This is a genomic window from Oxynema aestuarii AP17 (assembly GCF_012295525.1).
Lineage (GTDB): Bacteria > Cyanobacteriota > Cyanobacteriia > Cyanobacteriales > Laspinemataceae > Oxynema > Oxynema aestuarii.
The window spans coordinates 2,322,932-2,348,609 of the sequence record NZ_CP051167.1; the positions used below are offsets into that span (position 1 = coordinate 2,322,932).

Sequence of the window (25,678 nt, forward strand, 5' to 3'; positions counted from 1 at the left end):
AAACGAATTGAACATTAACTGTTCGATCTGCCAGGGAAGCTCGGTTGCTTCACTTATTAATGTACCATTGCTTTTCCAAAAGTCTCGTCAATGACATCAAACTTTACCAATCAATTAGTACGGACTGTATCCTCTTTAAACAAAGATGTCAGCCCTGGGGTTTCCGCCGACGCCGAGAGGCCAGAATCGCGCCAATTCCGCTCAAGGCGACGATCGCGCTCGGTTCCGGAACCGATTGAGGTTGGCGGGCGATCGCCTCCGAAGGATAACCGACGTACAAGGGGAGCAAACTCCCGTTGACGCCGCCTCGGGCTTCTTTCCAGACGAGCGATCGCGTGGTTCCATCTCGGGTTTCTTCAACCACCGTGCGAAAGAAATTGCCGTTAAAATTGGTTTCGCGAACCCCAGCGAAAGACACCCACGAGTCAACACTTCTAAACATCAACTCCGAGGGAAAATCGGCAGTGGAATAAATATGGGCTCCCAGTACCTCCGTGCGCCCCCCATTGAGGGTGTCGATCGCCACATTCCCCCGTTCCGTTTTTAAGCCCAAAATCCACAAATTACCGCCATTATTCGTGATTTTGGCGGTTTCGTCCGATTCCACGTTGAACTGGCGCGCCCAGACATTTTGACCGTTAAACGTCCACGGGGAAGCAGCTACATCTTCGATAAACACGTCCCCCGCCCCTTGCAAAGCACTTTGGTAACTGTCGAGGATCGAATGACGCAAAATCAGGCTGCGCGAGGAGGTATGGACGATTCCTCGGGCCAAACTCGCAAATCGCTCGATCTCCACCACGTCCGAGCTTCCATCGACGATCTCGAAATAGCCGTTACCGTTGACTCGTCCCTCGGTTCCGATCAACCGTCGCACGTTCCCGCCGATGCGAACCGTACCGTTGACGGTAAAGGTTCCTTGTGAAGGAAAAAAGAGGGTTTGGGCGCCCGAGTCGATCGCCGCCTGAATCGCTGCGGTATCGTCGTGTTTGCCATCTGCAAACGCTCCAAAATCCATGACATTCACCCAACTGTCGGGATTGTCCCAGGGAACCTCGGGAGTTTCGCGAATTGGCAAGTTGAGCGATCGCGGCGGACTGGGAAACAGGCTCAAGACTTCTTGAGAAACCCACTCGTCGATCTCGGATACTCCCGGTTCGACGGCTAAAACGCCATCATTTTCGATAATGCCACCATAGCCACTCGTGGTGATGTTGCGCGCAAACAGAGTTCCTTCATTTTTAATCGCGATTTGTCCCTCGTCGCTGCCGAGTAATAAAGCATCGATGAGGGTAATGGCGCCGTTATCGCTGGCGTTGTACACTGCCGGAACCCGATTGTGACTGGTCAAGCCCCGAATGGCAAGGACTTGAGACCCATTGACGAGACCGTATTGGTTTTGGTCGGTTAGCAGAATATTCTCGAAGGTGATGCTATTGACGGTAAATCCAGTGCGGATACCGACGTCAAAGCCTTCAATTTCGACATTTTTAACCAGTAACGGTCCAATTTCGTCGGTAAACCCGAAGTCCAACCCGTACAGTCCCGATCCATCTCCGGAACGGATTTTAACGTCGCGCACGGTTCCTTGATTGCTGGCATTGAATTGGATGGCGATCGCGCCGGGATTGCCGTTCCCGGTATCGACACTCAGGTTGCGGATGCCATTGCGAAATCGTTGGGCGGGTGCGGGTCCGGTGTAAATCAGACTTTGGGGATTGTCTCTGTCTTGGTAAGCGGGGGCGTCGTCCTGGAGTTTGATAACCGTACCGTTGGTGCTGGCGCCTTGTAAAATCGTGCGCTTGTAGTCGGTGGCTCCGGGGCGCCCTTCGGGCCAGGTGAGGCGATCGGAGATTAAATAGGTGCCTTCGGGGAGGTAAATGATTTTGTTGCCGTTGGGGTAGGCGTCGAGAGCGCGTTGGATGGCTGCCGTATCGTCGGTAATGCCGTCACCCACGGCGTTGTAAGGGGCTTGCGTGACATCGACGATCGCCGCATCTTCGGGAAAGGCGATCGCTTCGCTTTGGATTTGACTCAATTCGGCGATCGATTCGGCCAATTCTGGAATGGATGCTTCGTCCGTTTGGGCGATCGCCCTCGGAGCGATCGCCCCAATCCCAACTGCACTGAGGAAAGTAGCGACCAATAATAAAGGTCCGATCGATAGAGAGGTCAACATCAGAATCTTCGGAGTTCAAAAGTTAGTCATAGCATGGGGGAATTGAGATCGAGCGGGGTATGCAGTCGCGATCGCCCGGAATCGAGATCGTCCACAACTTGAAAGGTTCCTAATGGGACGATTATCGCAATTTGTAACTTTTTGATTGCAAGGAAATGAAAAATTTCACAGGGTGAAGATCGCTCCCTCCTCGGGGTGGAAATGTTCGGCATTTTCCGTTAACAACCCCGAAAGCAATGACAGCAAGCCGATCGGAGCGAAAACCCTTATTCCCCGAGCGATCGAACCCTTTACAAATGGAAACCGGGATTTTTTAAGCGATTCCGACTTTAGTTTACTTCACGATTTTTAATATTAAAGTCCTTGAGAATATTCCTCGGGACAAATCTGCCCGATTTGGCTATCCAAAAGGCGTGCGAACTCGAAGCGATCGCCCCAATTGCTCCCTCAGCATTCGACCCATCACCATCCAAGAGATTGGATTCTACGCCACGGCGACCCCTTTCCTCCAGTGCGATCTTGCCCGAGTGAAAAATTGGCAAAACAACACCCAACCCTTTTTCCTGCTAACTTTTCCTCTTATTGGCCGTTGCCTTTAGAGCCGGACTGAACCCCGTAGAGATCGGACAGATCCTTTGTTCCCCGTTCAGTCCCCGCGCTCTCTTGTCGCAAACTGAGGAAAAATCCCAGTGGGTTGGGTGTTGTGGTTGGACGAGACAGATATGAAACGAAACAGCTTTTACCTCTTTGCTTGTTGTGCGGTGACACTTGGCTGCTTTATCTGCCAGGGAAGCCCTTCGGCTTCACCTAATAATTTAGCATGGGATTTCAAGAGGGGTGAAAAATGCAAAGAAAGTTTACGATCGCCCATTTCAACTAGAAACAACTTCCTCAATTGTACGGAGGACCCGAGCCGTTAGTGCCGTTCTGCGCTTGGCCGGGCGATTCGCGATTGCAGAACCCGACTCCTGCACCACGCCAACCCCCCGTCCGCTAAGGGGAAAGACCTAGACATCGCGGAATTCTTGCTCGCCGAACCGCCTCCAGAGGTCTGGGAGGAATGCGCGCCAGATTGAGGGGGACTCTACGAGAAGTCGCTTCGCGGCTGCGATCGCCGCGAAATTGGATTCTAGCACTTTAGAAAAAGCGGTAAAATTCAACCATGATTGTGAAGTACACCTACCGAATTTACCGCGATCGCCAACCAACCCAACTTCTCGATGAGTGGTTGGAAACGTTATCGGCATCCTACAGCTATGCATTGCGCGAACTCACGGACTCGATCGCTTCTCGCAAGTATGCGATCGAGCGGTGTAGTTTGGAGTCGGAGTCCATCAAGAGTTCAGACTACCCCTTCCCTAGCTACCACTAACTACAAAACAATCTGCCAAAAGCCAAGAAAGAATTCCTCGACTCAACTCCGTTCCCTCCCAGGTACGACCAACCAACATTAAAAGGTTGCACGATACTTGGGACGAGCATGTCACCGTTGTTGCCAACCCATACCCCATTGACCAACCACGAACTCAGTCTGCAGAAACCTCTTGGAAACGACTTCATTCCCGCCAACCTCACCGGGGAAGACCTTCGCGGTGCCAACCTCCGAGGCGCTTACCTGAGAGAAGCCAACCTCACCGGGACGGATTTGAGCGAAGCGACCATTTCCTATGCCGATCTGATTAGTGCCAATTTAGCAGGAGCCAACCTCACCGGAGCTGACCTCAGCGAAAGCAACCTCAATTTAGCCAACCTCAGCGAATCTATCCTCAGTGGGGCCAACCTCAAAGGCAGCAACTTAGTCGGAACCGACCTCACCGAAGCCGACTTGCGCGGGGCGAACTTACGCGGTGCCAATTTAATCGGCGCCAAACTTAACGAAGCGAACCTCAGTGGCGCCAACTTGAGCGGCGCCGATCTCAGTCAAGCCGACTTGCGCGGGACGATCCTGCAAAAAGCGGTCTACGACTTGAGGACCCGCTTCTGTGACGGACTCGACCCCAAAAATACTGGGGCCTATTGGATTACTTCCGATATTTCCCTTCCGGGGGGCAATTTCAGTGGGGTGGATTTGAGCGGACTCAACCTCAAACGGGCGGATTTGCGCGGTGCTAATTTGCGTTGTGCGAAGTTGGTCGAAACCAATTTAGAAAGTGCCAATTTATTTCGAGCCAATCTCAGTGGCGCCGACCTCACGGGAGCCAATTTAAAAGGCGCGATCTTGCACAAGGCGGTTTACGATGTCAAAACTCGGCTCAGTGAAGGGATCGATCTGACCCTCGGCGGTGCTTATTGGATTGCGCCGAATGTTTCTCTGGCTGAAGTTAATTTGAGTGGGGTGGATTTAATTGGGGCGGATTTGCGCGGCGCCAATTTGAGCAGTGCGAATCTCAGTGGGGCGGACATGATGGGGGTAGATTTGACTCGCGCCAATTTGCGAAAAGTTTATTTGGCGGATGCGAATATGAAAGGGGCGGATTTGCGTTGGGCCGATACGATTGGCGCCAGTTTGAATCAAGTCAATCTGACCCAAGCGGATTTACGCTGTGTCGATCTAACGCGCGCGGATTTGAGGGGGGCGAATTTACGCTTGGCGGATTTACGGGAAGCAGATTTAACGGGGGCGAGTTTAAATCAGGTGAATTTGAGTGAAGCGGATTTGCGAGGGGTGGATTTAACTCGGGCGGATTTGAGGGGGGCGAATTTAAGTGGGGCGGATTTAAGAAAGGCTGATTTAACGAAAACGAATTTACAGTGGGCGAATTTAGAGGGAACGAATTTGGATAATGTGGATTTGAGTACGGTGGTGAGGTGAGGGGAAGAGGTAGAAGGTAGGTGGGAAAGACTGAAATCTGTAGCGCCGCGATCGGATTGGCGCCAGGGTGAAGGAACAGGGGTAGAGTTGGAATTCTATTTTTCGGGTTGGGCGATCGGTAAAATTACTTGTACTGTCGTTCCGTTATTCTCTTGACTTTTAACCCGAATGTAACCGTGATGACTCTCGACGATCGCCCGAGCGATCGCCAGTCCTAACCCCGACCCAGAAACGGTTTGAGCCGTTAGCGAAGCGACGCCGGAGGCGTTTCGTCCGTTGTCGCGAGCTCGGGCCGGATCGACGCGATAAAAACGCTCGAAAATGTGCGGTAAACATCGGTTGGGAATGCCAATTCCGGTATCGGCGATCGTCACCCGTAAATTTTCGGAGGGGTTGGACCGATTGGCGGCGGGAACGTAGTCCAACTTAACTTCGACCTGACCGCCATTTGGGGTGTACTGGACTGCATTGCTCACCAAATTGGTCAATAACCGCGCTAGGGCGTCGCGATCGCCGGATAAGGTAAAGTCGAGGTCGGCGGGTGGGGTGTATTCCCCCGATCGCCGTTCCTCCGCGTTCGATTCCGGCAAGGGGTCGAGTATATCGAGTGAGAGTAAAACTTGCTTGTCGGCGGCGATCGCGTGCTGTTCTTCCACCACCTCGATCGCCAACTCGTCTAAATGCACCGTTTCCCAACATGGGTGTAGCATTCCGCTATCTTGTCGCGCCAAAAATAGCAGATCGTCCACCAATTTTCCCAACCGTCGGGTGAGTCGTTCCACCAGTAAAAGTTGTTGTCTTTGTGCGCTATTGTCGAGATCGGGATCCGCCAAAGCAACTTGAACGTTCGTTTGAATCGTGGCGATCGGATTTCTCAACTCGTGAGATGCATCCGCCGTAAACTGTTTTAAATGTTGGTAAGATGCTTTGACAGGTTCCATCGCCAACCCAGATAACAACCACCCGATCGCCGCCACTCCAATCACCATTAAAATCGTCCCCACGGTCAAATCAAAAATTAATTGGCGAATCGGTTTAGTCACCTCAAACCAGGGGTGACTGACCCGCAAATATCCTAAAACTTCCCGTCCGATTTGCACGCGATCGGTGACTTGTCGCAAAAGCTGACCGCTTTGCAATTGTACGGTTTCGCCGACGCGATCGGGATGGAGGGGAACGTCGAGAGGTTCCCACATCGTAGACCACAACAGTTCCCCCATCGGACTGAACCATTCGATATCGATGCGATCGTCTTCGATGGTCTCGGGAGTATTGCGAAAACTCGCGACAATATTGACACGAAAATGGTTGTTTTCTCCCGCGACAGGTTCGATCGCCAGCGATCGTTCTACCACCTCCACCACGTGTTTGAGGGTATCGTCAATCCGTTCGATCAATGTCGTTCGGACGTAAACATAAAATCCAGTTGCAAACAATAACAACAAAACCGCCGTAACTGTCGCATACCAAATCGCCAATCGCCGCCGAGTTGCTTGAAACATATTTTATTTTAGATTTTAGATTTTAGATGGTATTAAATTTTAGATTAAATCGGATTTCTCTGTCGTGATTTGCTGCACGAAAATCAACGGTCACTTCCGTGACAGCGATCGTCCATTTATAGCGATTTTGTCTGGGCTACAGCATTTTTCTCTGCTATGCAAAACATTTAGATCCCCCTAAATTCCCCTTAAACAGGGGGATTTTCCTCCTTCCCCCCGAAATCCCCCCTTCGCCCCCCTTTCAAAGGGGGTTGGGGGGATAGGGGCGATCGCGCTGTACCTCATCAGATCGCCCGAGTGCTGTACCTGCTTGAAGATTACGATAGTGAAATTTTATAATTATTTTTTGTTTTATGTACTTTAAATTTAGTGGATGTTTTAAAAAAGTTGATAACTTTTTTACCCATACCTAACTTTTCTAACACCGAACTGAGTGATTTATTGTATCTTTTATGAAATTCCGTTCCAATAATGGATAGATCGACAGTTTTTTCAGATTGCTTTTGTCTTAAAGAGATAATAAGTGTCTGCAAAGCCTGTTCTAAGTCGGATTGTGAAGAGATATGAGTCGATTGTGTGGAGTTTGAATTGACATGGGAATCGGCGGACTGTTTTTGTTGTGATTTGTTTTGAGACTGTAGATAGATTCGGTAAGGATTGACTGATTTATCGAGTCTAAATTCCGCTCGCTTTTCGCAGAATTTAGATAAATTTTTAGCTAATTTCGACTCTTTAACAAGATTTCCTACACTTTGACTGTAGATTGCTCGAAATTCAGTTCCCAATTCAATCAAATTCATCGGGGAATTCGGCGATAGTTTCTGACGATCGCGGATAATTGTAACTAAAGCTGTAGCTAAATCGGCTTCAGTTTTAAATTGACCCGCTTGAGTTACAGTAGCTTCCTTTTCTTGTTGTACTTTTTGACTGTTATTTGAAGAAACTGTTTCCGTCGTTGGGCGATCGCCCCCCAAACTTCCCTGTTTGGCAATGTATTTTTGTATATTTGCAACTGAACGCTCTAAAGATGAAAGCGTTTTCTCAATCTTCTCAATCTTTGAATTTTGAGACTCTAATTTCTGTTGAACTAAATCAATTGACTCTAATTTATCTTCAATCGGCTCGTAATCTTTTAAAGAATAAGTTTTAGTTTCGCCATGATTTAGATGTTTGAGGGTAATGCGATCGCCCTTAATCCCTACCTGATAAACGATCGCCCCTTGATTGAGTAATTCATTACATAAATGATCTAATAAACGATCGTTAGAACCAATAAAAACTTCCTTAAGTTGGCGATCGCGAATCGATAGCGAACTGCCCATCGCGATCGCCTTTGCATCCGCCCCATCTTTCCCTTTGGGAACGTGAATTAATTGATATCCGCGACTGTAAAGCTGTCTGTCCCAATCTCCCAGAGAAGGATTCGACCAATTAGCAAAAGCGATTTTAACTTCTAACGGGTAAGCCGCTCGATCTTCTAAAAACCGATCGGTATTTTGATTGATTTTTAAATTTTCGGCATCGACTAAAATCATAGAAATTGCTCGTGGTTGCTCGCGATCTTCCAGAGATTCGCTGAGTTTTTTAGCAATAACCTCAAATGATTTCGTCTGAATAAACCTATTTTCAAAAAACTGCTCTAATTTCCGAGAGAGATCGAACTCGTCTTGTCGAAAGATCGGATAAGCGCGATCGTCGCCAGTCACGAGATCGACGATCTCACTCTCTACTTTTTGATGGCCGTTGTTATCTTCTAAATCCTCAAAAAATTCACGACTTAGGTCAACTTCAACTTCTCTTCTTCCATCTTCCACTGGACTGCAATCCTCCCGAAAACACTTTAAGGAATATTCGCACGCCGTGCCTTTTATTCTCTGAGTTTTGGAACTCAAATCATTGTTTTAGATATTATTTTAGATAAAGAATGAGGGTGAAAAACCCGCCATATCTTCAGCGTTATGACATCGAGGCACTATGCTTAGGAGTTGAGTATACTCGATCTATAAGCGATCGCGCCAATGTTCATCCTCCACACCTTCCGGGATAATAGAAGTACAAACCCGATCGAATCCTTCAATCCCAACACATGGCTAGAGACTTACGCGGATTTCTCCAATTCCTCGAACAACGCGGACAATTGCGGCGAATTTCCACCCCTGTCGATCCCGATTTAGAAATTGCCGAAATTTCCAACCGGGTCTTACAAGCAGGCGGTCCCGCCTTACTGTTTGAAAACGTCAAAGGATCCGATTATCCCGTCGCCATCAACTGTCTGGGAACCGAGGAACGAGTCTGCTGGGCCATGAATATGGAAAAACCCGCCGAACTCGAAACCCTCGGTGCAAAACTAGGGATGTTGCAACAACCCAAACCGCCGAAAAAAATTTCCCAGGCGATCGAATTTGGGAAACTCCTGTTTGACGTTCTCAAAGCTAAACCCGGACGTAACTTTTTCCCTCCCTGTCAGGAAGTTATCGTCGAAGGAGATAACTTAGATTTAAACAAAATTCCGATGATTCGACCCTATCCCGGCGATGCGGGACGAATTATTACCCTCGGATTGGTGATTACGAAAGATTGCGAAACGGGAATTCCTAACGTCGGCGTTTATCGCTTGCAGTTGCAATCGTCCACGACCATGACCGTCCATTGGTTATCCGTTCGTGGGGGGGCGCGTCACTTGCGCAAAGCCGCCCAACAGGGCAAAAAATTAGAAATTGCGATCGCCCTCGGAATCGATCCCTTATTGATTATGGCCGCCGCCACACCAATTCCCGTGGACTTGTCCGAATGGCTATTTGCGGGACTCTACGGCGGTTCGGGGGTGGCGTTAGCGAAATGCAAAACCCTCGATTTAGAAGTCCCCGCCGATGCCGAATTTATTTTAGAAGGAACGATTACCCCCGGGGAAATGTTGTCCGACGGTCCGTTTGGGGATCACATGGGGTATTACGGCGGCGTCGAAGATTCGCCCTTGATTCGCTTCCACTGTCTGACTCACCGCAAAGATCCGATTTACTCGACTACGTTTAGCGGGCGCCCGCCGAAGGAAGAAGCAATTATTGCGATCGCCCTCAACCGGATTTACACCCCGATCTTGCGCCAACAAGTCTCGGAAATTACCGACTTTTTCCTCCCGATGGAAGCCCTCAGCTATAAAGCGGCGATTATCTCCATCGATAAAGCTTATCCCGGTCAAGCCCGTCGCGCCGCCTTGGCGTTTTGGAGTGCGTTACCGCAATTTACATACACGAAGTTCGTGATTGTCGTCGATAAAGAGATTAATATCCGCGACCCGCGTCAAGTGGTGTGGGCGATTTCGTCGAAAGTAGACCCGAGTCGAGATGTTTTTATTCTGCCCAATACGCCGTTTGACACGTTAGATTTTGCCAGTGAAAAAATTGGTTTGGGCGGACGCATGGGGATCGACGCAACCACCAAAATCCCCCCGGAAACCGAACATGAGTGGGGGGAAGCCCTCGAATCCGACCCGGAGGTGGCGTCAATGGTCGATCGCCGTTGGGCGGAATATGGGTTAGCCGATTTAAACTTGGATGAGGTCAATCCCAATCTCTTTGGGTATGAAATTGGGTCTTGATCTTCGATTTCGGGAATGGGGAATAGAGATTCCGACTCCCCACTCCCGAGTACTCAAACTCTCATTCCCTGCAAATGGGCGCGCGGATTGTAGCGACGGGTGGCGCGGATTTTTTCGTAATATTCCCGTTCGGTGGCGCTGAGATCGCCATTTTTCGGGGGGGCGATCGTAATCTTTACCAGTTGGTCGCCGCGACCGCCTTTGAGATTCGGCCATCCTTTCCCGCGCAATCGCAGGGACTGACCGGATCGGATTCCCGGCGGGATATTCATTTTCACCGTACCGTCCGGGGTAGGGACTTCGATGGAGGCACCCAATACCGCTTCGTCCGGGGTGATGGGGACTTCGCAAACGAGATTGTCTCCTTCAAATTGGAAGAAGGGATGATGTTGGAGGTCTACGTTTAAGTAGAGATCGCCGCGTTCTTGACTGTAAGGACTGTATTGACCTTTGCCTCGGACGCGAATGCGCCTGCCGGGTTTAGCCCCTGCGGGAATGCGGACTTCGATGGTTTCGCTGCCGACACTGAGGCGTTTGGTGACGCCGCGAAAGGCTTCGCCGAAGTTTAAGGTAATATTACCTTCGCGGTCGAGAGAGGTGCTACTGGTACTGGTGCGATCGCCGAACCCACCAAAATCGTCAAACCCCGTTCCAAAGCCACTCGGGCCGGAATTGCTGGTGCGATATTTGTAATTCCAGCCGCCCCCGCGACTGCTGCTTCCTCCCCCGACGCGACCGAGTAACTCGTTGATAAATTCGTCAAAACTACTAAACTGACTGAAATCGAAGTTGCCAAAATCGACGCCGACGCCGGATCCAGCACCGCCAGAAGGCCATCCGGCACCGCCGGAGGTACTCGCTTGCTTCCAATATTGGCCGAATTGGTCGTATTTCTTGCGTTTTTCCGGATCGGATAAGATTTCGTAGGCTTCGCTGATTTCTTTAAAACGGGCCTCGGCTTGCTTGTTGCCCGGATTCATATCCGGGTGATATTTTCGGGCTAATTTGCGAAAGGTGCGTTTGATTTCTTCGACGCTGGCGTTTTTACTGACGCCGAGGATTTGATAGTAGTCTTTAAAGTCGGTCGCAGCCATCGATCTGCCTCCTCATCGATATTCAGTTACAGGGTTTTAGGGGTTGCGGGGGTTAGATTTTAGATTTTAGATTTTAGATTTTAGATTTTAGATTGGGGGGGCGATCGCGCGCGATCTGTCGGGGACTGGATTGTTCGCCCGTCGCGAGTCGAGGTCGAGTCGCCATTCTACGCTATCGAATTTGTTCGTTCGGGAAAGTTCGGTTCTTGCACTGGAGAACTAACGCAATTTCCGTACCTGGAGGAGATCGGCGCAAGTAGACAGCGCGATCGCCCGTCAAACAGGGACGTACTCCCCGGTGCGATCGCGCCTCCTGCGATCGTGCAAACTGGGCGATCGGCAATGCCGTCAATCCAGCTTGCCGACCAGACAATTAGATAATCGTTCCATCCTTAATCGTGGCATTCTTCAAGACCACCACGATGCCATTGCGGATGTAGAACCCTTCGCTTTCGCGATCGGCCTCTTCCACGTGGTCTTTATTGATAATTTGCACTTTCCGACCGATGCGAGCGTTCTTATCGACGATCGCGCGGCGGATCGTGGTATTGGAGCCGATCCCTAACGGAATGCGCCCCTCTTGCAAGCCCGATTGACGTTCGGCAAAGGGTTCGTAATAGTCGCAACCCATCACCAACGCATCCTCGATCGTGCATCCGGCTTCCACCCGCGAGCGAATGCCCAACACCGAGCGATCGATGCGACATTCTTTAATAATGCACCCTTCGCCAATAATCGACTCGGTCACCTGAGTATCGAGCAGCTTCGTCGGCGGTAAGAAACGAGAACGGGTGTAAATCGGCGCTTCTTCATCGTAGAAGCTAAACGGCGGTTGTGGCTGCTTGGTCAGTGCCAAGTTCGCCTCGTAGAACGCCTGAATCGTTCCAATATCCTCCCAATATCCCTTAAATAAATACGCTTGGACGTTGTAGTCCTTCGCCGAAGCGGGAATAATTTCTTTACCAAAGTCCGTGCGATCGGGAGCCTCGCGCAACAGGGTATTCATGACCTCTTTGTTGAAGACATAAATTCCCATCGACGCAATATAGGGGTTTTGTTTGGCTTCTTGCTCGCTCAAGCCGAGGGTGGTGGTATCCACCGCCATTTGCTTGAGGGCGTCCCCTTTGGGCTTCTCGCTAAAATCGACGACCCGTCCGGTGTCGTCGATCTTCATCAATCCGAAATCGGAGGCGCGTTTTTCGTCAATCGGCAGCACCGACAGGGTAATATCGGCTCCGGTTTCCTCGTGGCGATTGATGAACTCCCGATAGTCCATCCGATAGAGGTGATCTCCGGACAAAATTAAATAGTGGTCGATGTCCCACTCTTCAAATAGCCACAAGTACTTGCGAACTGCATCTGCAGTTCCTTGAAACCAGCTCGTCGGATTGTCCGCAGTCTGTTGGGCGGCGAGGACTTCGACAAATCCTTCGGTAAAGCCTGCAAAGCTGTAGGCTCGGGCGAGGTGACGATTGAGAGACGCCGAATTGAACTGGGTCAGGACGTAAATTTTAAGGATATCGGAGTTGATGCAGTTACTGACGGGAATATCGATCAGACGATATTTTCCCGCGAGGGGTACGGCGGGTTTCGCCCGCATCTTGGTCAGTGGGTAGAGACGGGTACCAGCACCCCCGCCCAAAATAATCGCTAAAACTCTTTTCACAAAAAACCTCTCAACAGCATCTACTCGGTCAGTGGGTCGAGTCAGCCGTTCCAACCGGGTGGGTGAGTGTCTGGGTCAGACAACGGGACCGTCGCCCTTGACGTTCGATCGCGTTTAATTTTCTGATTCGATGGTGACACGGGTCGCTCTGACTCAGAGCCAACGGCTGACGGCAGTTCTCACCTCAAGTGTCCGATCCCCCGGAAAAGTTGACAAGGGGGTGGCGCATTTTTAAATGGCTTCTCCAGCCCTCGCGAACGCTTTCGGTCGGGGGCGATCGCCCGTCTTGGGTTCATAATAGAGGGGATTGCTGCCCTTTGTTGACTGAGAATAAGGAGAACCCGTGCTGCTATCGAAAGGCTTCGAGGTCGAAGTGTACACCGGGACGCCTCACGGCGAAATTGTCGGTCTGTCCGACAAAATTGTGGCGGCCCTCAACCGATTCGTGAGGGAGCCGGATAGTCGCAATGTGGAATATACGACGGCGCCCCTTTGTCGTTACGAGCATTTACTGTGCGATTTGGTGCGTCCGCGTCTGCGGTTGCGCGACTATCTCAAAACGTTGGGGGATTACACCCTGATTCCGGGCAGCAGCCTGTCTTTGGGTCGCAGCGATCGCTTCTACCGTTCCGATCCGAGCAATCCCTACCATACTTATATCGAGCAAACCTACGGCACGGATGTGGTCACGGCCAGCATTCACATCAATATCGGCATTGACGACCCGGAAGTGCTGATGCGTGCTTACCGTTTGATTCGGGTCGAGGCGCCCCTTTATTTGGCCTTGAGTGCCTCGTCTCCGTTCTTGGACGGTCGGGTAAGCGGATCCCATTCGACCCGATGGCAGGTGTTCCCGCAGACGCCCAAACACGTGCCGCTTTTTGAAAGTCACGACCACTTTATTCGCTGGACTGAGGAGCAACTCGCTGCGGGGACGATGCAGAATGTCCGCCATTTATGGGCGTCGGTGCGTCCGAACGGCGATCGCCGCCCGTACAATATCAACCGTCTGGAATTGCGGATTTGCGACCTGGTCGGCGACCCGATCTTGCTGCTGGCGATCGCCGCTTTCCTAGAAGCGCGCTTGTTACAGCTCTTTCAAGATCCGGGGTTGGACCCGCTCCAACGCAGTCGATTGCCCGCCTCCAATCGCGCCGAAGACTTGCTCGCCCTCACCGCCGCCAACGAGGCGGCTGCCGCCCGCACGAGTTTGGATGCTAAGTTGTGCCACTGGTACGACGGCCAACCCCTCGGCGCCCGGGAGTGGATCGAACAGCTTTACCAAGAGGTGGCCCCTTTCGCTCGCCACTACGGTTTTGGGTGCTTTTTGTCTCCCGTCAAGAAAATTTTGCGCCAGGGCAATGAGGCCCAACAGTGGCTCGCCCAGATCGATCGCGGTCTCGACCCGGCGCAAGTGGTGCAAGGCGCCATCCGTCAGATGCACCAACAAGAATTGGAACTCGAAGGGCAGCTCTGTCCCCCTTGGGTGGCCTAATTGGCAAGGGCGATCGGGGGTGAAATCGGGACTGCACTTTTCATTCGTCCTGTCAAATAAGAATATCTAATCATTTAAAAAATTCCCGTTCGTATTAAAAATCCCAATCGTTGGGCGGCGGCGAAGCCAAAGGGCGATCGCCGCATCCCGGCGCGATACGATGAGATTCGTGCGCGAATCGAGAACCAGGAATTTATGCCCCAAGTTGTTCTAGTCAATCCACAAATTCCGCCCAATACAGGCAATATTGCCCGAACTTGTGCGGCCACTCAAACCCCCTTGCATCTCGTCGGACCGTTGGGGTTTGAAATCAGCGATCGTTATCTCAAACGAGCGGGGTTGGATTACTGGCCCTATGTAGATTTCCACTACCACGAAACCCTCGAAGCCTTTACCCAGTTCCACCGCTCCCTCGGCGGACGCTGGTTGGGGTTCACCACCGGGGGAAGGGACAATTACATTCATTTTCAATTCCGCGATGACGATTGGCTATTGTTCGGCGCCGAAACCACCGGGTTATCGGTAGAACTCTTAGCACGTTGTGACGCGACTCTTTACATCCCGATGATCCAACCGGGGGTTCGCAGCCTCAATCTCTCCGTCAGTACGGCGTTAGGGCTTTTTGAGGCTCGCCGTCAGTTGGGCTATCTCGAAGGAGGCCCGCCGAAACCGCCTAGGGTTTGAGGGGAAAGCGTCGCGGCGCCCCGGGGTCTCGGTCGAGGGCAAAGCGATCGCGCTCTAGGAACAATTGGACGATCGCCCCTCGGGTTTTTTCAATACGGTTGAATTTTTTTTCTAGAAATTAAATAAATCGATCTGATGAATGACATAAGTGATTTTTCAATCGCCCCGTCATTTCGCTCGAAATACACGGGTGGGCGATCGCCACAAGCCCAAGCCCGTCAGAGGTCGAGCCATCGGACAATCTAGTGAAAATACGTAATTACTCCCCAGACTATCCGGAAATAGAGGGACAGACCATTCCGCTATCGATAAGAAATTTATATACAAGAAAACCGGAGAAGTGGGAGTTTGATTGATAGATTTTAATCATCTCCAGTTCTGGAGAACGATCGTCAAAAAGCTCGATTTTCTAAGCAAAATCAAGGCGTTCGCCCGGATCGATCGCCGATGGCTTCCGCAATTCTCGGAAGCGATCGCGGGGGATCGTCCAAAGTTGTACGGTTGTGGTTTGAGCGGCGATCGCTTTACAGTCTCCTGTGGTGCGAACGGCGATCGAATTCGAGATCGAAGTCCAATTTCACCCGATTGAAATTGAGATCGAAATCGAGATCCACGTTCCTCCCCAACCCGGAGATCGGTTGAGGCTCTCATGAGTTCTAATACCGACAAAAGAGATCCGAGTCATGACCTTGCTCGATCCTGTTGCAGTTAGCTCGCAGGGTAGAACTTGCTAGCAGCATGACCCTCGTGTGGGCTCGCAGGCATCGAAATCGGCGGTCGGGTTTCCGTAACGACGGCAACAAGTCCCGCCATATTCATGACCTATACTCGCCGAAAATCACTGGATACCTGGCTTGAGTCAGGGTGCTACTCAGTCGAACTTGCCAGTCCGACTGGCGAGAGACAACAATCGAAACCCACGCTAGTTTCACGCTAGTTTAAAGAACGTAATTATCCCGTTCAGTTTTACCGAAGGATTTAAGCTTGTCTAAATCAAAAAACCAGGGTAATCTTGCCTAAGTATCTTTTCTGTCAGTGACTTCGGTCTCATATTGATTGCGATCTCGATCGCAGACGGGTGGTACGCTAATTGACTCAAGGACAGTTGAGCGCTGGTCATTAGGAGGTCGTTTTTTGAAACGAGCATTTCCGAAAAAGATGAAGCCTGTTTCCCTCCCTGTTGCCGACACTGCGGCGATCGGGGGTGAGAACAAACAGGCGGTTTCCGGCCCCCGCAGGGCCCGTACCTCGGCGGCCATGCTTGGACTTGCCCTTTCAATGGGGGCATCGAGCATCTTGCTCCCCCAACAAAGTGATGGAGCCGTTGCAGCCGAGCCACTAGCCGCCGTCGATTCTTCCACTCCTAGAGTTCCTTCTTCCCCCGCCCAAGTTTCCGCATCGGGTGAGGCGGTCAATGAGGACGAAGCTAGAGCCTCCACAACTACGGAGGACTCGGCGACATCGAACTCTACAGGAGCAGTTCCGTCGGTGACGTGGGTGACGCCCGTTCGGAGAATGGAAGCCGGGGCCGATCCCGAGCATAGTCTTCCGGTGAACCCGATAGAGGTCTCGAACAGTCCATCCCTTCGAGTTCCGTCCGCCGAAGCGGCGATCGCCGAACCCGTCGATCCTCTCGGTTCCGGTGTGGGCGAAGTCACGACAGAGCTGAGATTCCAACAGGAAAACGCCTTAGAGAATTTACGCCTCAAACGTAGCCGCCTGCAAAACTCCCTGGATCGGTTCGAGTCCCAGGGGGAAGAGATCGCCACCCCTCAAGAGCAACACGAAACTAGCGGCACCCTGACGGTCGAACCCGTCAACCCGATCGCTCCCGTGTCTCCCTTGGCGTCGGAGTCGCCGAGCGAACCGGAAACGAACCGCACCCGCGATCGCCTCCCGAGTTTGGAAGACGTCCCCACTGACAACGAAGGGGAAACCGAAGCCGTCTCTCCCGAAAGCGCGATCGTCGCCCCGACAATTGACGAGCCGACGGCAACCCACGAAGACACCGGACGGGTTCGTGCTTCAAGTTTGCAACTTCCCAATCGGATCGAGCGCGCGTCACAAGCCGCTCGGGATAGCGCCAACGCCGTCGAAGAACCGGACTTAAACAACGCCATTATTATCGAGCCGGAAGCCACCGACGTCGCCGCCTCGAAAATTTACCAAGTCAATCCGGGAGATACCCTCGACGAGATCGCACACAATAACGGTATTTCCCCCGTCGATTTAATTGCGAAAAACCGTCTGAGCGATCCGAACTTTATCAAAGTCGATCAGAAACTGAAGATTCCTCTGCTTTCCGAGGAAAACGCCGCTCAAAAACAGCTCGACACTTCAGAAAAAGAAGAGCTGGCAACCCCTTCTCTACCGATCGGCTATAGCGGTTTCCAAGCCGCAACCCCCTCTACCGAAAACTTGGAATTGCCTGCTGCGATCGCGCGCAGCTCCGAGGTCGAGATCGCCGACACTTCCACGGTCGAAGAAAGCGATCGCTTGCAGACCACCGCATCGGCCCGCGTCGATCTGCCCTTAATCTCCGGGTTGAGTCCGTCGGAACCCGTCGGTCCGATCGCCACCCCCTCCCTCGTGGAAAACCCGATCGCCTTAGAGCCGGAAGCTTCCAAAAAAGGCGATAAAATCGACGGATTGCTCTCGGACATCGACAAGTTGCGCGACAAATATCGCAACCAAAATGCCGAGTTGGGAACCGCTAGCGAGACCGAAACCGAAGAACCTACGGGAGATAACGTCGCTTTCGGCGATCGCGAAGGGCGATCGGCAAACAGCGAATCCACCGCCAACTACTACGTTGACGGCTTGCGGGCCGAAATCGAACGCCTGCGCGAAAAATATCGCACTGAAAACGCCGAACTCGACGTTTCCTTAGACGCAGACGCCGAAAACGAATCCGCAGCAAGCCAACTCCCCGGACGGCAGCGCAACCCCGAATTCGACGGCGTGCAAAGCGATCGCTCCGTTCCCAATCCCGGAACCCAATCCACCCCCGACACCACCGCCCTTCCGGTGCCGAGTGCGGATCCTAGAGAACGGGAACAACAGACGATCGCCGCCGCTCCCCTAGATCCGGAAACCTACGCCCCGATCGTGCAACCCACCATCGGTCAGACCGTTTACCCGTCATTGCCGCCCTTAAAAGGCCCCGAAAACTATCTTCCCGACGCTCCAGCGCGCTTTAACGGCTATACCTGGCCTGCCCAAGGGGTTTTAAGTTCGGGCTACGGCTGGCGCTGGGGACGGATGCATAAAGGCATCGACATCGCCGGACCGATCGGCACCCCGATTTATGCCGCCGCCGATGGGATCGTCACCTTTGCCGGATGGAACGCGGGCGGTTACGGTAACTTAGTCGAAATCGAACATCCCGACGGCAGTTTGACCCTGTACGCCCACAATCACCGCATTTTGGTTCGCGAAGGCCAAAATGTCTCTCAAGGCGAGCAAGTGGCCGAAATGGGCAGCACGGGCTTCAGTACCGGACCCCACCTGCACTTCGAGATTCATCCTGCCGGACAAGGTGCCGTCAATCCGATTGCCTATCTACCTGCGGAATAAGCTGCGCAATAACCATAAGGGCGATTGATTGGCATTTGCTCTCTATACGCTGTCATCAGAGGGAGATCGTGTTAGCAAATGCTTCCCGGGATGGGTACTCGGCCCATCCCCTCTCCAAATGCCATTGGAGTAAAAAAGTTGATAGATCATCGAGATCTTAAAAGGGAGCCACCTGGCTCCCTTTGACGATTGCAGGGCAATTTGGAGGGCGAATTTTGCGAGGGACGTTTTATTTTTCGATCGCCCGTACCGCCTGCCTGAATCCCAAGACAATTAAAATATTCGACAGGGTTAAAAAGATTTCCGCACTGCCGTGTAAAACGTCAATATTGGCCAAACTTTCTCCATAAGCCACTTTTGCATAAATTCCGGCGGGAATGGTCACCGCCACAAAGACTAAAGTCCCGTAAAAGCCGATCAGGGCTAACCGGGGCATTTGACCGGAACGGGTGAGAAACCATAAAAAGCCGAGGTAAGGAAAGAGGGAAATTGCAAATAAGTTGTCTTTGGACAGCATGAATCCTTAAACCATTGATTTTGCCAGACAATACCCGTCCGTTCGCCCGTCAATCGGAATCGGAAGCGGAATCGGTGTTTGTTTGTTTTGTTTGTCGCCAAATCCACCACGCCGCCCCACACAGGGTGCAGTTTCCTAAAACCGTCATCGACGCTTGTAAGGTGACTAGCCAAGCCAGATCGAGGGGATTGTCAAAATAATGCCAGGTACAGGCACACATGGCACTGACTAAAGCGGGTAACATCGCCGCCGCCAGTCCCCACCAATAGCGATTGCCCGTAATTTCGCCATACCGCCAGATCAACCAAATTGCGGCTATCCATTCGATGACGCTGGAAACGTGAACCATCCAGGTTGGAATTGATAAAGCGTGCACGATCGGTGTTTAGAGTTTAGAGGTTTTAGAGTTTAGAGTTTAGATCTTAGACCTTTTTGGAACGGGCGGGCGATCGATCGGCGTGGATCCCCCGTACCGATCGCCAGACCGTTTCGATCGGTGCCGTTATGGGTTATGTGTAGAGTCTACGAGACAACATCGATCGCAAAGGGAGTAAACCAGATCGTGGGGCAAATTCGGGCGGTATTGTGCGGCTATTACGGTAAAGGAAACGCGGGAGATGAGGCCCTGTTAGCCTCCTTGTTGCAAATGTTGCCCCCGGAGGTCACCCCGGTGGTCTTGTCTGGGGATCCGCAGGCGACCCGCGATCGCTACGGCGTCCAAGCCACCAACCGCATGTCTGCAATCCGCGTCTGGCAAGCTTTGCGGCGATCGCAGGTCTTTATTTGGGGCGGCGGCAGCTTAATTCAAGACGCCACCAGCTTCACCAGTCCCCTGTACTATGCCGGATTGATGGGCTTGGCGCAACAGTTGGGCTTAACAACGATCGCCTGGGCCCAAGGAATCGGCCCGTTAGAGCGATCGTTCGTCCGCCAAATCGCCCGTCACGCCTTCCGAGGGTGTGACGCCGTCAGCGTTAGGGACGCCCGTTCCGCCCAGTTTCTCGTCGATTGGCAGGTTCCCTTCACCCTCGCCCCCGATCCGGTCTGGGCCCTCGACTCCAAACCCGTCGAGGGATTGTGGGATATTCCGGCCCCTCGGGTCGCCGTCAACTTGCGATCGCACCGCCATTTGACCCCCGAACGCCTGGAAATCCTCACCCAGGCGATCGCCCAATTCCAAAAAGCTACCGATACCTTTATTCTGCTCGTTCCCTTTCAAGCTTCTCAAGATTTGGCGATCGCCCAAACGATTCACGCCCGACTTCCCGAAGTGAGTTCTATCTACAATCTCGACGATCCACGACAAATCAAAGGATTGTTTCGCGGCGTGGAAATGGCGATCGGAATGCGTTTTCACAGTCTGATTATGGCCGCCGCCGAACATTGTCGCTGTTTCGCCCTCAGCTACGATCCAAAAGTCAGCCAACTGATTGCCGATTTAAACCTTCCCGGTTGGGAATTATCCGACTTACCCACCGATCCTAACACCATTGCCGAAGCCTGGATCGAACATTACGCCAACGGCGATCGCCTCAACGAAATCTCAATTCATTCCCTCGTCGATCGCTCCTTGATTCATCGACAAATTTTGTGTAAAGGCATGGAGAAATTGGGAATTCTATAACTAAGGGACAAGGGAAAAGGCATAGAGGTAGAAAGCACAAGGGGGAACCGGGCATATTACCCAGCCTAAGAACTTGCCGATTCCCACTCCCTCATTCTCAATTTAATGAAGGAACATAAAACAATGGACGCGATCGCTCGCCTTATTCGCGACATTCCTAAAGCAGAATTGCACCTTCATATCGAAGGGACTCTCGAACCGGAATTGATGTTTGAAATCGGACGGCGAAACGGCGTAAAACTCCCCTTTGAATCCGTCGAAGCTGCCCGTCAAGCCTATCATTTTCACGATCTCCAATCTTTTCTCAATATTTATTACGCTGCTGCCAGCGTTTTACAAACAGAACGAGATTTTTATGACCTGACCTGGGCCTACTTACAACGAGCTGCCAAAGATAATATCAAACATACCGAAATCTTTTTCGATCCGCAAACACACTGCGATCGTGGAATTGAATTCGACCCGGTCATTCGTGGCATTCATCGCGCCTTACAAGACGGTAAAACTCAACTAGGAATTAGTTCCCATTTAATTTTATGCTTCCTGCGCCATCTCAGCCCCGAAGCGGCCATGAATACCCTAAAACAGGCATTACCTTATCGAGATTGGATAATTGCCGTCGGTTTAGATTCTTCAGAATTAGGACATCCACCCCGTAAATTTAAAGCCGTATTCGATCGCGCCAGACAAGAAGGTTTTTTAACCGTGGCCCATGCAGGAGAAGAAGGACCGCCAGAATACATTTGGGAAGCCTTAGATTTGCTCGAAGTTTCGCGAATCGATCACGGCGTTCGCTGTTTGGAAGACGAGAAACTCGTTCGACGCTTAGTCGCCGAACAAATCCCCCTCACGGTTTGTCCCTTATCTAATCTTAAATTATGCGTATTTCCATCCATGAAAGACCACAATCTTAAAAAGTTATTAGATTTGGGAATATGCGCGACCATTAATTCCGACGATCCGGCATATTTCGGCGGTTATATTGTCGAAAACTTCCAACAAGCGGCAACGGCTTTAGATCTGGACGAACATGATATCGAAACCTTAGCAAAAAATTCGTTTAAGGCTTCCTTTTTGAGCGAGAATCGCTAATTTTTAGAGGCTGGTTACAAAATAAACATTAACAGCCCTATTTGAGAGGAGGCAACCGCAGGATCGTCAAACGATAGATGGCAACCATCAGGTTACCCTAACTCTCTCTTTCTATTGTGGCTTGTAGGGGTTGGTTAACCAAACCCCTACTAAATTTTTTGATATTTTCTTTCTAAACAGTCTTTTACCGCACTGTATTCCGATTAAAATAAAGATAATTTGTTGTTTTAAATCCTAGGCTATTTTATCAATGTGACAGGATAGTAAGACTATAAAATATCTTCATTTTTAAGTATTTTTAAAACAGGCGATCGCCTTTCCCCGATTGATTGTTTGTTTTTCAAACCAGCAAATCTATCCTTGACAAGATCTAGATCGATCTCAGAGAATAATAGACTCTAACAAATCGATCGCCTAAACGAAGTTTTAGCAGGAGAAACTCTGGAGTGGGACGGGTACGAGTTCGCCAACATGTCAATCCTTTGAGTAAAGCTTACCAAACTCCGGTTACGCCGCCGGATTGGTCCGAGATTTACACCGACATAACGAAACCTTTGCATCTCGATATTGGTTCTGCTGGCGGCGGCTTTTTATTGGAAATGGCCCAACTCGAACCGGACTGGAATTATTTAGGTTTAGAAATTCGCCAACCGCTTGTAGAAAGATCCCTGAGTCTCCGGGATGAAAAGGAACTTCAAAACCTTCATTATATCTTCTGCAATGTCAATAATTCGTTTAAACCCTTAGTAGACTCTCTACCGAAAGGAGTTTTAACAAGAATTTCGATACAGTTTCCCGATCCTTGGTTTAAAAAGCGACACCAAAAACGGCGGGTTGTCACGCCGGAGTTTGTGGAAGAATTAGCAAATGAGATTGAATCCGGTGTCGAAATTTTCCTGCAATCTGACGTGTATGAGGTGGAAGTTGAAATGCGCGATCGCTTTGCGGAACATCCGGCATTTTTTCAGCCTCATGGCGAACGATGGTTATCGAACAATCTGTTCCCCGTAGCGACGGAACGAGAACAGTCAGTATTAGAAAAAGGCGATCCGGTGTATCGGACAATCTTTAGGAAGCGATAGAAAGAGAAAGCTTGTAGGTCGGGAGTTTCGATCGCTTAAACGTCTGTAAGAGACTGTTTATAAAGAAAAAATCGAAAAATTTAGTAGGGGTTTGGTTTCCAAACCCTAGAGAAGTAGGGGTTTGGTTTCTAAATCCTAGTGAAGTTTGGTTTCCAAACCCCTACCTGGCACTTCCTCTCAAACCGGGTTGTTAATGTTTATTTTCTAAACAGTCTCTAAGGGTTACTGTTTCTATCTAAAATCTAAACGCGAATTTTTTTTAGGTTAGAGTACTTGAGTTAAATCCACGAGGGTAACCACATTCTCATTTGCCATTGTTTGAGGGAAATGGGTAATCCTAAATAGACGGGAAGCCAGAAGCAAAAGGCGATCGCGATCGCCCCAATGGCAACGATCGCTAAAACTCGTAAATAGGGACGATCGCTGTGCAACCATAAATCGACAAACCAGGCGATCGCCATAAACGAAAATACGGACGCACTCATATAATGATATAAAAATGTACAGCGAGTGACGATCGCCCAAGGTAGCCAATTTGCTAAATAATTCCCACCTAAATAAATCCCGATCCAATCGTAAGCGATCGCGGAATCTTGGGGCGATCGCCAATGCTGCCAACAGCGATAGGCGATCGCGAAAATTAAAATAAAAATGGCTAATGTAGAAAGCCACGATAACATCGGATTGCCCATGGCGTGAACGGCAAATATGACCGGGGGCGAATTTTCCGGTAAGGGGGGTAATTCCGGGTTTACGGGTAAATCGCCTCCAGCTTTTTCGTAGTAGTACAACACCGGACGCCACATCACCACCCAACTCAACCAATTGGAACAATAGGGATGAATATCCGACCCGTTCCCCAAGCGGCGATGGTACCCAAAAATTTGGTCGTGGACTTCTATAAAATCATATTTGGGATTGAGTTGAATATGGGGAATCCAAAATAAACTATAGGCGATCGCCGGAATGACAATCAGGGTGAATAGAACCGGGAAAACCTTTAAATTGGCTAACTTTTGTAAGGGGGGAACGGTTAGCATTGAAGGCAAGGATCGCCGCCACTGCCAAATTTTTGCAGCGATCCAAACGGCGATCGTTCCCAACCAAAACCCTAAACCGTTCCACTTCACCGACGCCGCCGCCCCAAAAAATACACCTGCCAAAGTCAACCACCGCCAATCGGGTTCTTCAGGTTTAAGAACGGCCCGCAAAAAGGTCCATTGTCCGAGAAGTCCGAAAAAGACAAGAAATAAGTCGATCAGGGCGTAGCGAGATTCGACGAGTAAGAAGCCGTCGGCGGCGGTAAAACTGGCGGCGAGGAGGGCGAAACTGCGGCGGCGATTGAGTTGATAGGCGATCGCCCCCACAATAATCGGCAGGAACGATCCGGCGAAGGCATTCGACCAACGATAAGCCCAGGGGGTTAGTAGGGAACCTGTCAGGTCGTCGATCGGATCGCGATCGAAGGGGAGAAATTGGCCGATCCAAATTCCGAGGGCAATCATATATTTGCCCAGAGGCGGATGGGCGTCAAAAAATGGCGTTTGGGTCAGATAATGGTTGCCAAATTTGGCAAAATAAATCTCATCAAAGACTAAAGTATTAAAGCGGCTTAACCCCCAAAAGCGTAAGGCGAAAGATACTGCAAAAATCGCCGCCATAGCGAGAGGAAATGAGGCGGGATGTTCGCTAACTTTTACAAAAAATTTGGCCATGAGTGCAAGTTATCGCGATTCTTCAGATCGGCTACAAATCCGTCGGCCCGATTCCCGGTTGGCAACGATCGCGAGATCGGATCCGGGATCGGACGGCGATCGAGAATCTATTGCACGCGGGCGATCGCTCACATGGGGAGAAAGTCTGCTGGAGTAGCACCCCGCGATCGCACATGCAAGCAAGTGGCTGCATGGGATTGAGGCGATTCTTCTTCCCCGTGGAATAACGGTCCAATGACGCCGAAGATCAAACCACCAAAAACGATAATTTCAACAATGACCAGTACGGGAGAACGAGAATTCACGATCGCCCCTCCAAGGATGACAAAATCAACACGAAACAGACAAAAATTAAGGCTTCCAAATCCGTTGGACTTGCTGCCACCAGGTTTGCGGGGTGTCATTTTCACGCATTCGCCACGACACCATCGATCGCATCAGGGCGATGCCGCCAACCCATATTCCAAGTGCGATATGCAAGGCGATGGCAATTCCAACGATAACCCATCCCCACAAATGTATAGTATACCAAAGCTCCTGTAAATTACCTTGGGGCAACCAGTCTTCTTTCATCATGCGCCCGGAAACAAAGGCAAGGGTCGTGGCGAGGAGGATCAGTGTATTGGCAATCCGGTGCAAAGCGTAGCGACCGGAGGGGCGATCGAGGTGCTTGAGTTGTCGCCACGAATCGGACTGGATCAAGCGTTTGGAACCGAGATGAAAGCTATAGAGGGCGAACGGGGGTAGGGTCAACAGCAAACCCACCGCAAAGGTGCCGTGAATGTCGATGGTTCCGGGAATCTCCGGTAGCGGGAGTTGGACGAATCGGCGATCGTAGGTATTGTAAACCAGAATCGCACTCAACCACGCACAGAGGACGACCAACGCATTTGCGGCGTGCAGCAGTCGCAATAGGGAGGGTTGATAGGGACGCGATCGCTCGCTCATGAATGTGACCTGTTTGGGATAGACCTTCTCAACATCAGAGAGGATAGCGTGGCGCCTCGGTGAAGGTTACCGGGCGATCGCCAATTTGATAACC

General features: G+C 50.9%; 20 protein-coding genes. 9 read left to right on the forward strand and 11 right to left on the reverse strand.

Annotated elements, in window-relative coordinates; genetic code table 11:
• Window positions 1-148: 148 nt before the first annotated feature.
• Window positions 149-2,179, reverse strand: a complete 2,031-nt coding sequence (locus HCG48_RS09440) for a glycoside hydrolase family 55 protein (protein WP_168568937.1) — start codon at window positions 2,177-2,179, stop codon at window positions 149-151.
• A 1,162-nt stretch (window positions 2,180-3,341) separates the two neighbouring features.
• Between HCG48_RS09440 and HCG48_RS25420 the strand changes: the two genes are divergently transcribed.
• Both HCG48_RS25420 and HCG48_RS09450 read left to right on the forward strand, forming a co-directional pair.
• On the forward strand, window positions 3,342-3,551 hold the full coding sequence (locus tag HCG48_RS25420; protein WP_210437204.1) for a hypothetical protein: 210 nt from the start codon (window positions 3,342-3,344) through the stop codon (window positions 3,549-3,551).
• Window positions 3,552-3,659: 108 nt separating this feature from the next.
• Window positions 3,660-4,991, forward strand: coding sequence for a pentapeptide repeat-containing protein (locus tag HCG48_RS09450; RefSeq protein ID WP_210437205.1), 1,332 nt, complete (start codon window positions 3,660-3,662; stop codon window positions 4,989-4,991).
• A 95-nt stretch (window positions 4,992-5,086) separates the two neighbouring features.
• Here HCG48_RS09450 and HCG48_RS09455 read toward each other — a convergent pair whose 3' ends face one another.
• Both HCG48_RS09455 and HCG48_RS09460 read right to left on the reverse strand, forming a co-directional pair.
• A complete protein-coding gene (locus tag HCG48_RS09455; protein WP_168568938.1) occupies window positions 5,087-6,493 on the reverse strand; it encodes a sensor histidine kinase in 1,407 nt (468 codons plus the stop codon).
• A gap of 317 nt (window positions 6,494-6,810) precedes the next feature.
• A complete protein-coding gene (locus tag HCG48_RS09460; RefSeq protein WP_168568939.1) occupies window positions 6,811-8,307 on the reverse strand; it encodes an NYN domain-containing protein in 1,497 nt (498 codons plus the stop codon).
• 272 nt (window positions 8,308-8,579) lie between these two features.
• On the opposite strand from HCG48_RS09460, the gene HCG48_RS09465 reads away from it, so the two are divergent.
• Window positions 8,580-10,091 (forward strand): UbiD family decarboxylase, encoded by a 1,512-nt coding sequence (locus HCG48_RS09465; protein ID WP_168568940.1) that lies wholly within the window; start codon window positions 8,580-8,582, stop codon window positions 10,089-10,091.
• Window positions 10,092-10,144: 53 nt separating this feature from the next.
• Here HCG48_RS09465 and HCG48_RS09470 read toward each other — a convergent pair whose 3' ends face one another.
• From HCG48_RS09470 to HCG48_RS09480, 3 genes are all read right to left on the reverse strand, one after another.
• Entirely contained in the window at window positions 10,145-11,185 is a 1,041-nt protein-coding gene (locus HCG48_RS09470) for a DnaJ C-terminal domain-containing protein (RefSeq protein WP_168568941.1), read from the reverse strand.
• 172 nt (window positions 11,186-11,357) lie between these two features.
• The gene (locus HCG48_RS09475; RefSeq protein WP_168568942.1) at window positions 11,358-11,558 is read right to left on the reverse strand and encodes a hypothetical protein; all 201 of its coding nucleotides are present in this window, start codon (window positions 11,556-11,558) and stop codon (window positions 11,358-11,360) included.
• Complete coding sequence (locus HCG48_RS09480; RefSeq protein ID WP_168568943.1) at window positions 11,559-12,851, reverse strand: glucose-1-phosphate adenylyltransferase; 1,293 nt, start codon at window positions 12,849-12,851, stop codon at window positions 11,559-11,561. It abuts the gene before it with no gap.
• Window positions 12,852-13,194: 343 nt separating this feature from the next.
• Between HCG48_RS09480 and gshA the strand changes: the two genes are divergently transcribed.
• The 3 genes from gshA (at window position 13,195) to HCG48_RS09495 (ending at window position 18,606) form a co-directional block, all read left to right on the forward strand.
• Window positions 13,195-14,346 carry a glutamate--cysteine ligase gene (gshA, locus tag HCG48_RS09485; RefSeq protein WP_168568944.1) on the forward strand — a complete coding sequence of 384 codons (1,152 nt, stop codon included), beginning with the start codon at window positions 13,195-13,197 and terminating at the stop codon, window positions 14,344-14,346.
• 195 nt (window positions 14,347-14,541) lie between these two features.
• A complete protein-coding gene (locus HCG48_RS09490; protein ID WP_168568945.1) occupies window positions 14,542-15,030 on the forward strand; it encodes a tRNA (cytidine(34)-2'-O)-methyltransferase in 489 nt (162 codons plus the stop codon).
• Window positions 15,031-16,164: 1,134 nt separating this feature from the next.
• On the forward strand, window positions 16,165-18,606 hold the full coding sequence (locus HCG48_RS09495; RefSeq protein ID WP_168568946.1) for a peptidoglycan DD-metalloendopeptidase family protein: 2,442 nt from the start codon (window positions 16,165-16,167) through the stop codon (window positions 18,604-18,606).
• A 229-nt stretch (window positions 18,607-18,835) separates the two neighbouring features.
• Here the strand turns inward: HCG48_RS09495 and HCG48_RS09500 are convergent, their stop codons facing one another.
• Together HCG48_RS09500 and HCG48_RS09505 are read right to left on the reverse strand one after the other, a co-directional pair.
• Entirely contained in the window at window positions 18,836-19,123 is a 288-nt protein-coding gene (locus tag HCG48_RS09500) for a DUF3593 domain-containing protein (protein WP_200664887.1), read from the reverse strand.
• A gap of 49 nt (window positions 19,124-19,172) precedes the next feature.
• Window positions 19,173-19,499: a DUF2499 domain-containing protein gene (locus HCG48_RS09505; RefSeq protein WP_168568947.1), complete on the reverse strand. Its 327-nt coding sequence runs from the start codon at window positions 19,497-19,499 to the stop codon at window positions 19,173-19,175.
• Between the two features lie 186 nt (window positions 19,500-19,685).
• Between HCG48_RS09505 and csaB the strand changes: the two genes are divergently transcribed.
• The 3 genes from csaB to trmB all read left to right on the forward strand — a co-directional run bounded on the left by csaB (window position 19,686) and on the right by trmB (window position 22,921).
• Complete coding sequence (gene csaB / locus HCG48_RS09510; protein WP_168568948.1) at window positions 19,686-20,747, forward strand: polysaccharide pyruvyl transferase CsaB; 1,062 nt, start codon at window positions 19,686-19,688, stop codon at window positions 20,745-20,747.
• A gap of 105 nt (window positions 20,748-20,852) precedes the next feature.
• A complete protein-coding gene (locus HCG48_RS09515; RefSeq protein WP_246259999.1) occupies window positions 20,853-21,839 on the forward strand; it encodes an adenosine deaminase in 987 nt (328 codons plus the stop codon).
• Window positions 21,840-22,285: 446 nt separating this feature from the next.
• Window positions 22,286-22,921: a tRNA (guanosine(46)-N7)-methyltransferase TrmB gene (trmB, locus tag HCG48_RS09520; protein ID WP_168568949.1), complete on the forward strand. Its 636-nt coding sequence runs from the start codon at window positions 22,286-22,288 to the stop codon at window positions 22,919-22,921.
• 278 nt (window positions 22,922-23,199) lie between these two features.
• Here the strand turns inward: trmB and HCG48_RS09525 are convergent, their stop codons facing one another.
• From HCG48_RS09525 to HCG48_RS09535, 3 genes are all read right to left on the reverse strand, one after another.
• Window positions 23,200-24,636 (reverse strand): dolichyl-phosphate-mannose--protein mannosyltransferase, encoded by a 1,437-nt coding sequence (locus HCG48_RS09525; RefSeq protein WP_210437207.1) that lies wholly within the window; start codon window positions 24,634-24,636, stop codon window positions 23,200-23,202.
• A 128-nt stretch (window positions 24,637-24,764) separates the two neighbouring features.
• On the reverse strand, window positions 24,765-24,941 hold the full coding sequence (locus HCG48_RS09530; RefSeq protein ID WP_168568950.1) for a hypothetical protein: 177 nt from the start codon (window positions 24,939-24,941) through the stop codon (window positions 24,765-24,767).
• A 46-nt stretch (window positions 24,942-24,987) separates the two neighbouring features.
• A complete protein-coding gene (locus HCG48_RS09535; RefSeq protein ID WP_168568951.1) occupies window positions 24,988-25,584 on the reverse strand; it encodes a cytochrome b/b6 domain-containing protein in 597 nt (198 codons plus the stop codon).
• Window positions 25,585-25,678: the final 94 nt, after the last annotated feature.

Coding starts and splice junctions, on each gene's coding strand:
- HCG48_RS09440 (WP_168568937.1), bottom strand. CDS start 2,179: ATGTTGACCTCTCTATCGATCGGACCTTTATTATTGGTCGCTACTTTC.
- HCG48_RS25420 (WP_210437204.1), top strand. CDS start 3,342: ATGATTGTGAAGTACACCTACCGAATTTACCGCGATCGCCAACCAACC.
- HCG48_RS09450 (WP_210437205.1), top strand. CDS start 3,660: ATGTCACCGTTGTTGCCAACCCATACCCCATTGACCAACCACGAACTC.
- HCG48_RS09455 (WP_168568938.1), bottom strand. CDS start 6,493: ATGTTTCAAGCAACTCGGCGGCGATTGGCGATTTGGTATGCGACAGTT.
- HCG48_RS09465 (WP_168568940.1), top strand. CDS start 8,580: ATGGCTAGAGACTTACGCGGATTTCTCCAATTCCTCGAACAACGCGGA.
- HCG48_RS09470 (WP_168568941.1), bottom strand. CDS start 11,185: ATGGCTGCGACCGACTTTAAAGACTACTATCAAATCCTCGGCGTCAGT.
- HCG48_RS09490 (WP_168568945.1), top strand. CDS start 14,542: ATGCCCCAAGTTGTTCTAGTCAATCCACAAATTCCGCCCAATACAGGC.
- HCG48_RS09500 (WP_200664887.1), bottom strand. CDS start 19,123: ATGCTGTCCAAAGACAACTTATTTGCAATTTCCCTCTTTCCTTACCTC.
- HCG48_RS09515 (WP_246259999.1), top strand. CDS start 20,853: ATGAAGGAACATAAAACAATGGACGCGATCGCTCGCCTTATTCGCGAC.
- HCG48_RS09525 (WP_210437207.1), bottom strand. CDS start 24,636: ATGGCCAAATTTTTTGTAAAAGTTAGCGAACATCCCGCCTCATTTCCT.
- HCG48_RS09535 (WP_168568951.1), bottom strand. CDS start 25,584: ATGAGCGAGCGATCGCGTCCCTATCAACCCTCCCTATTGCGACTGCTG.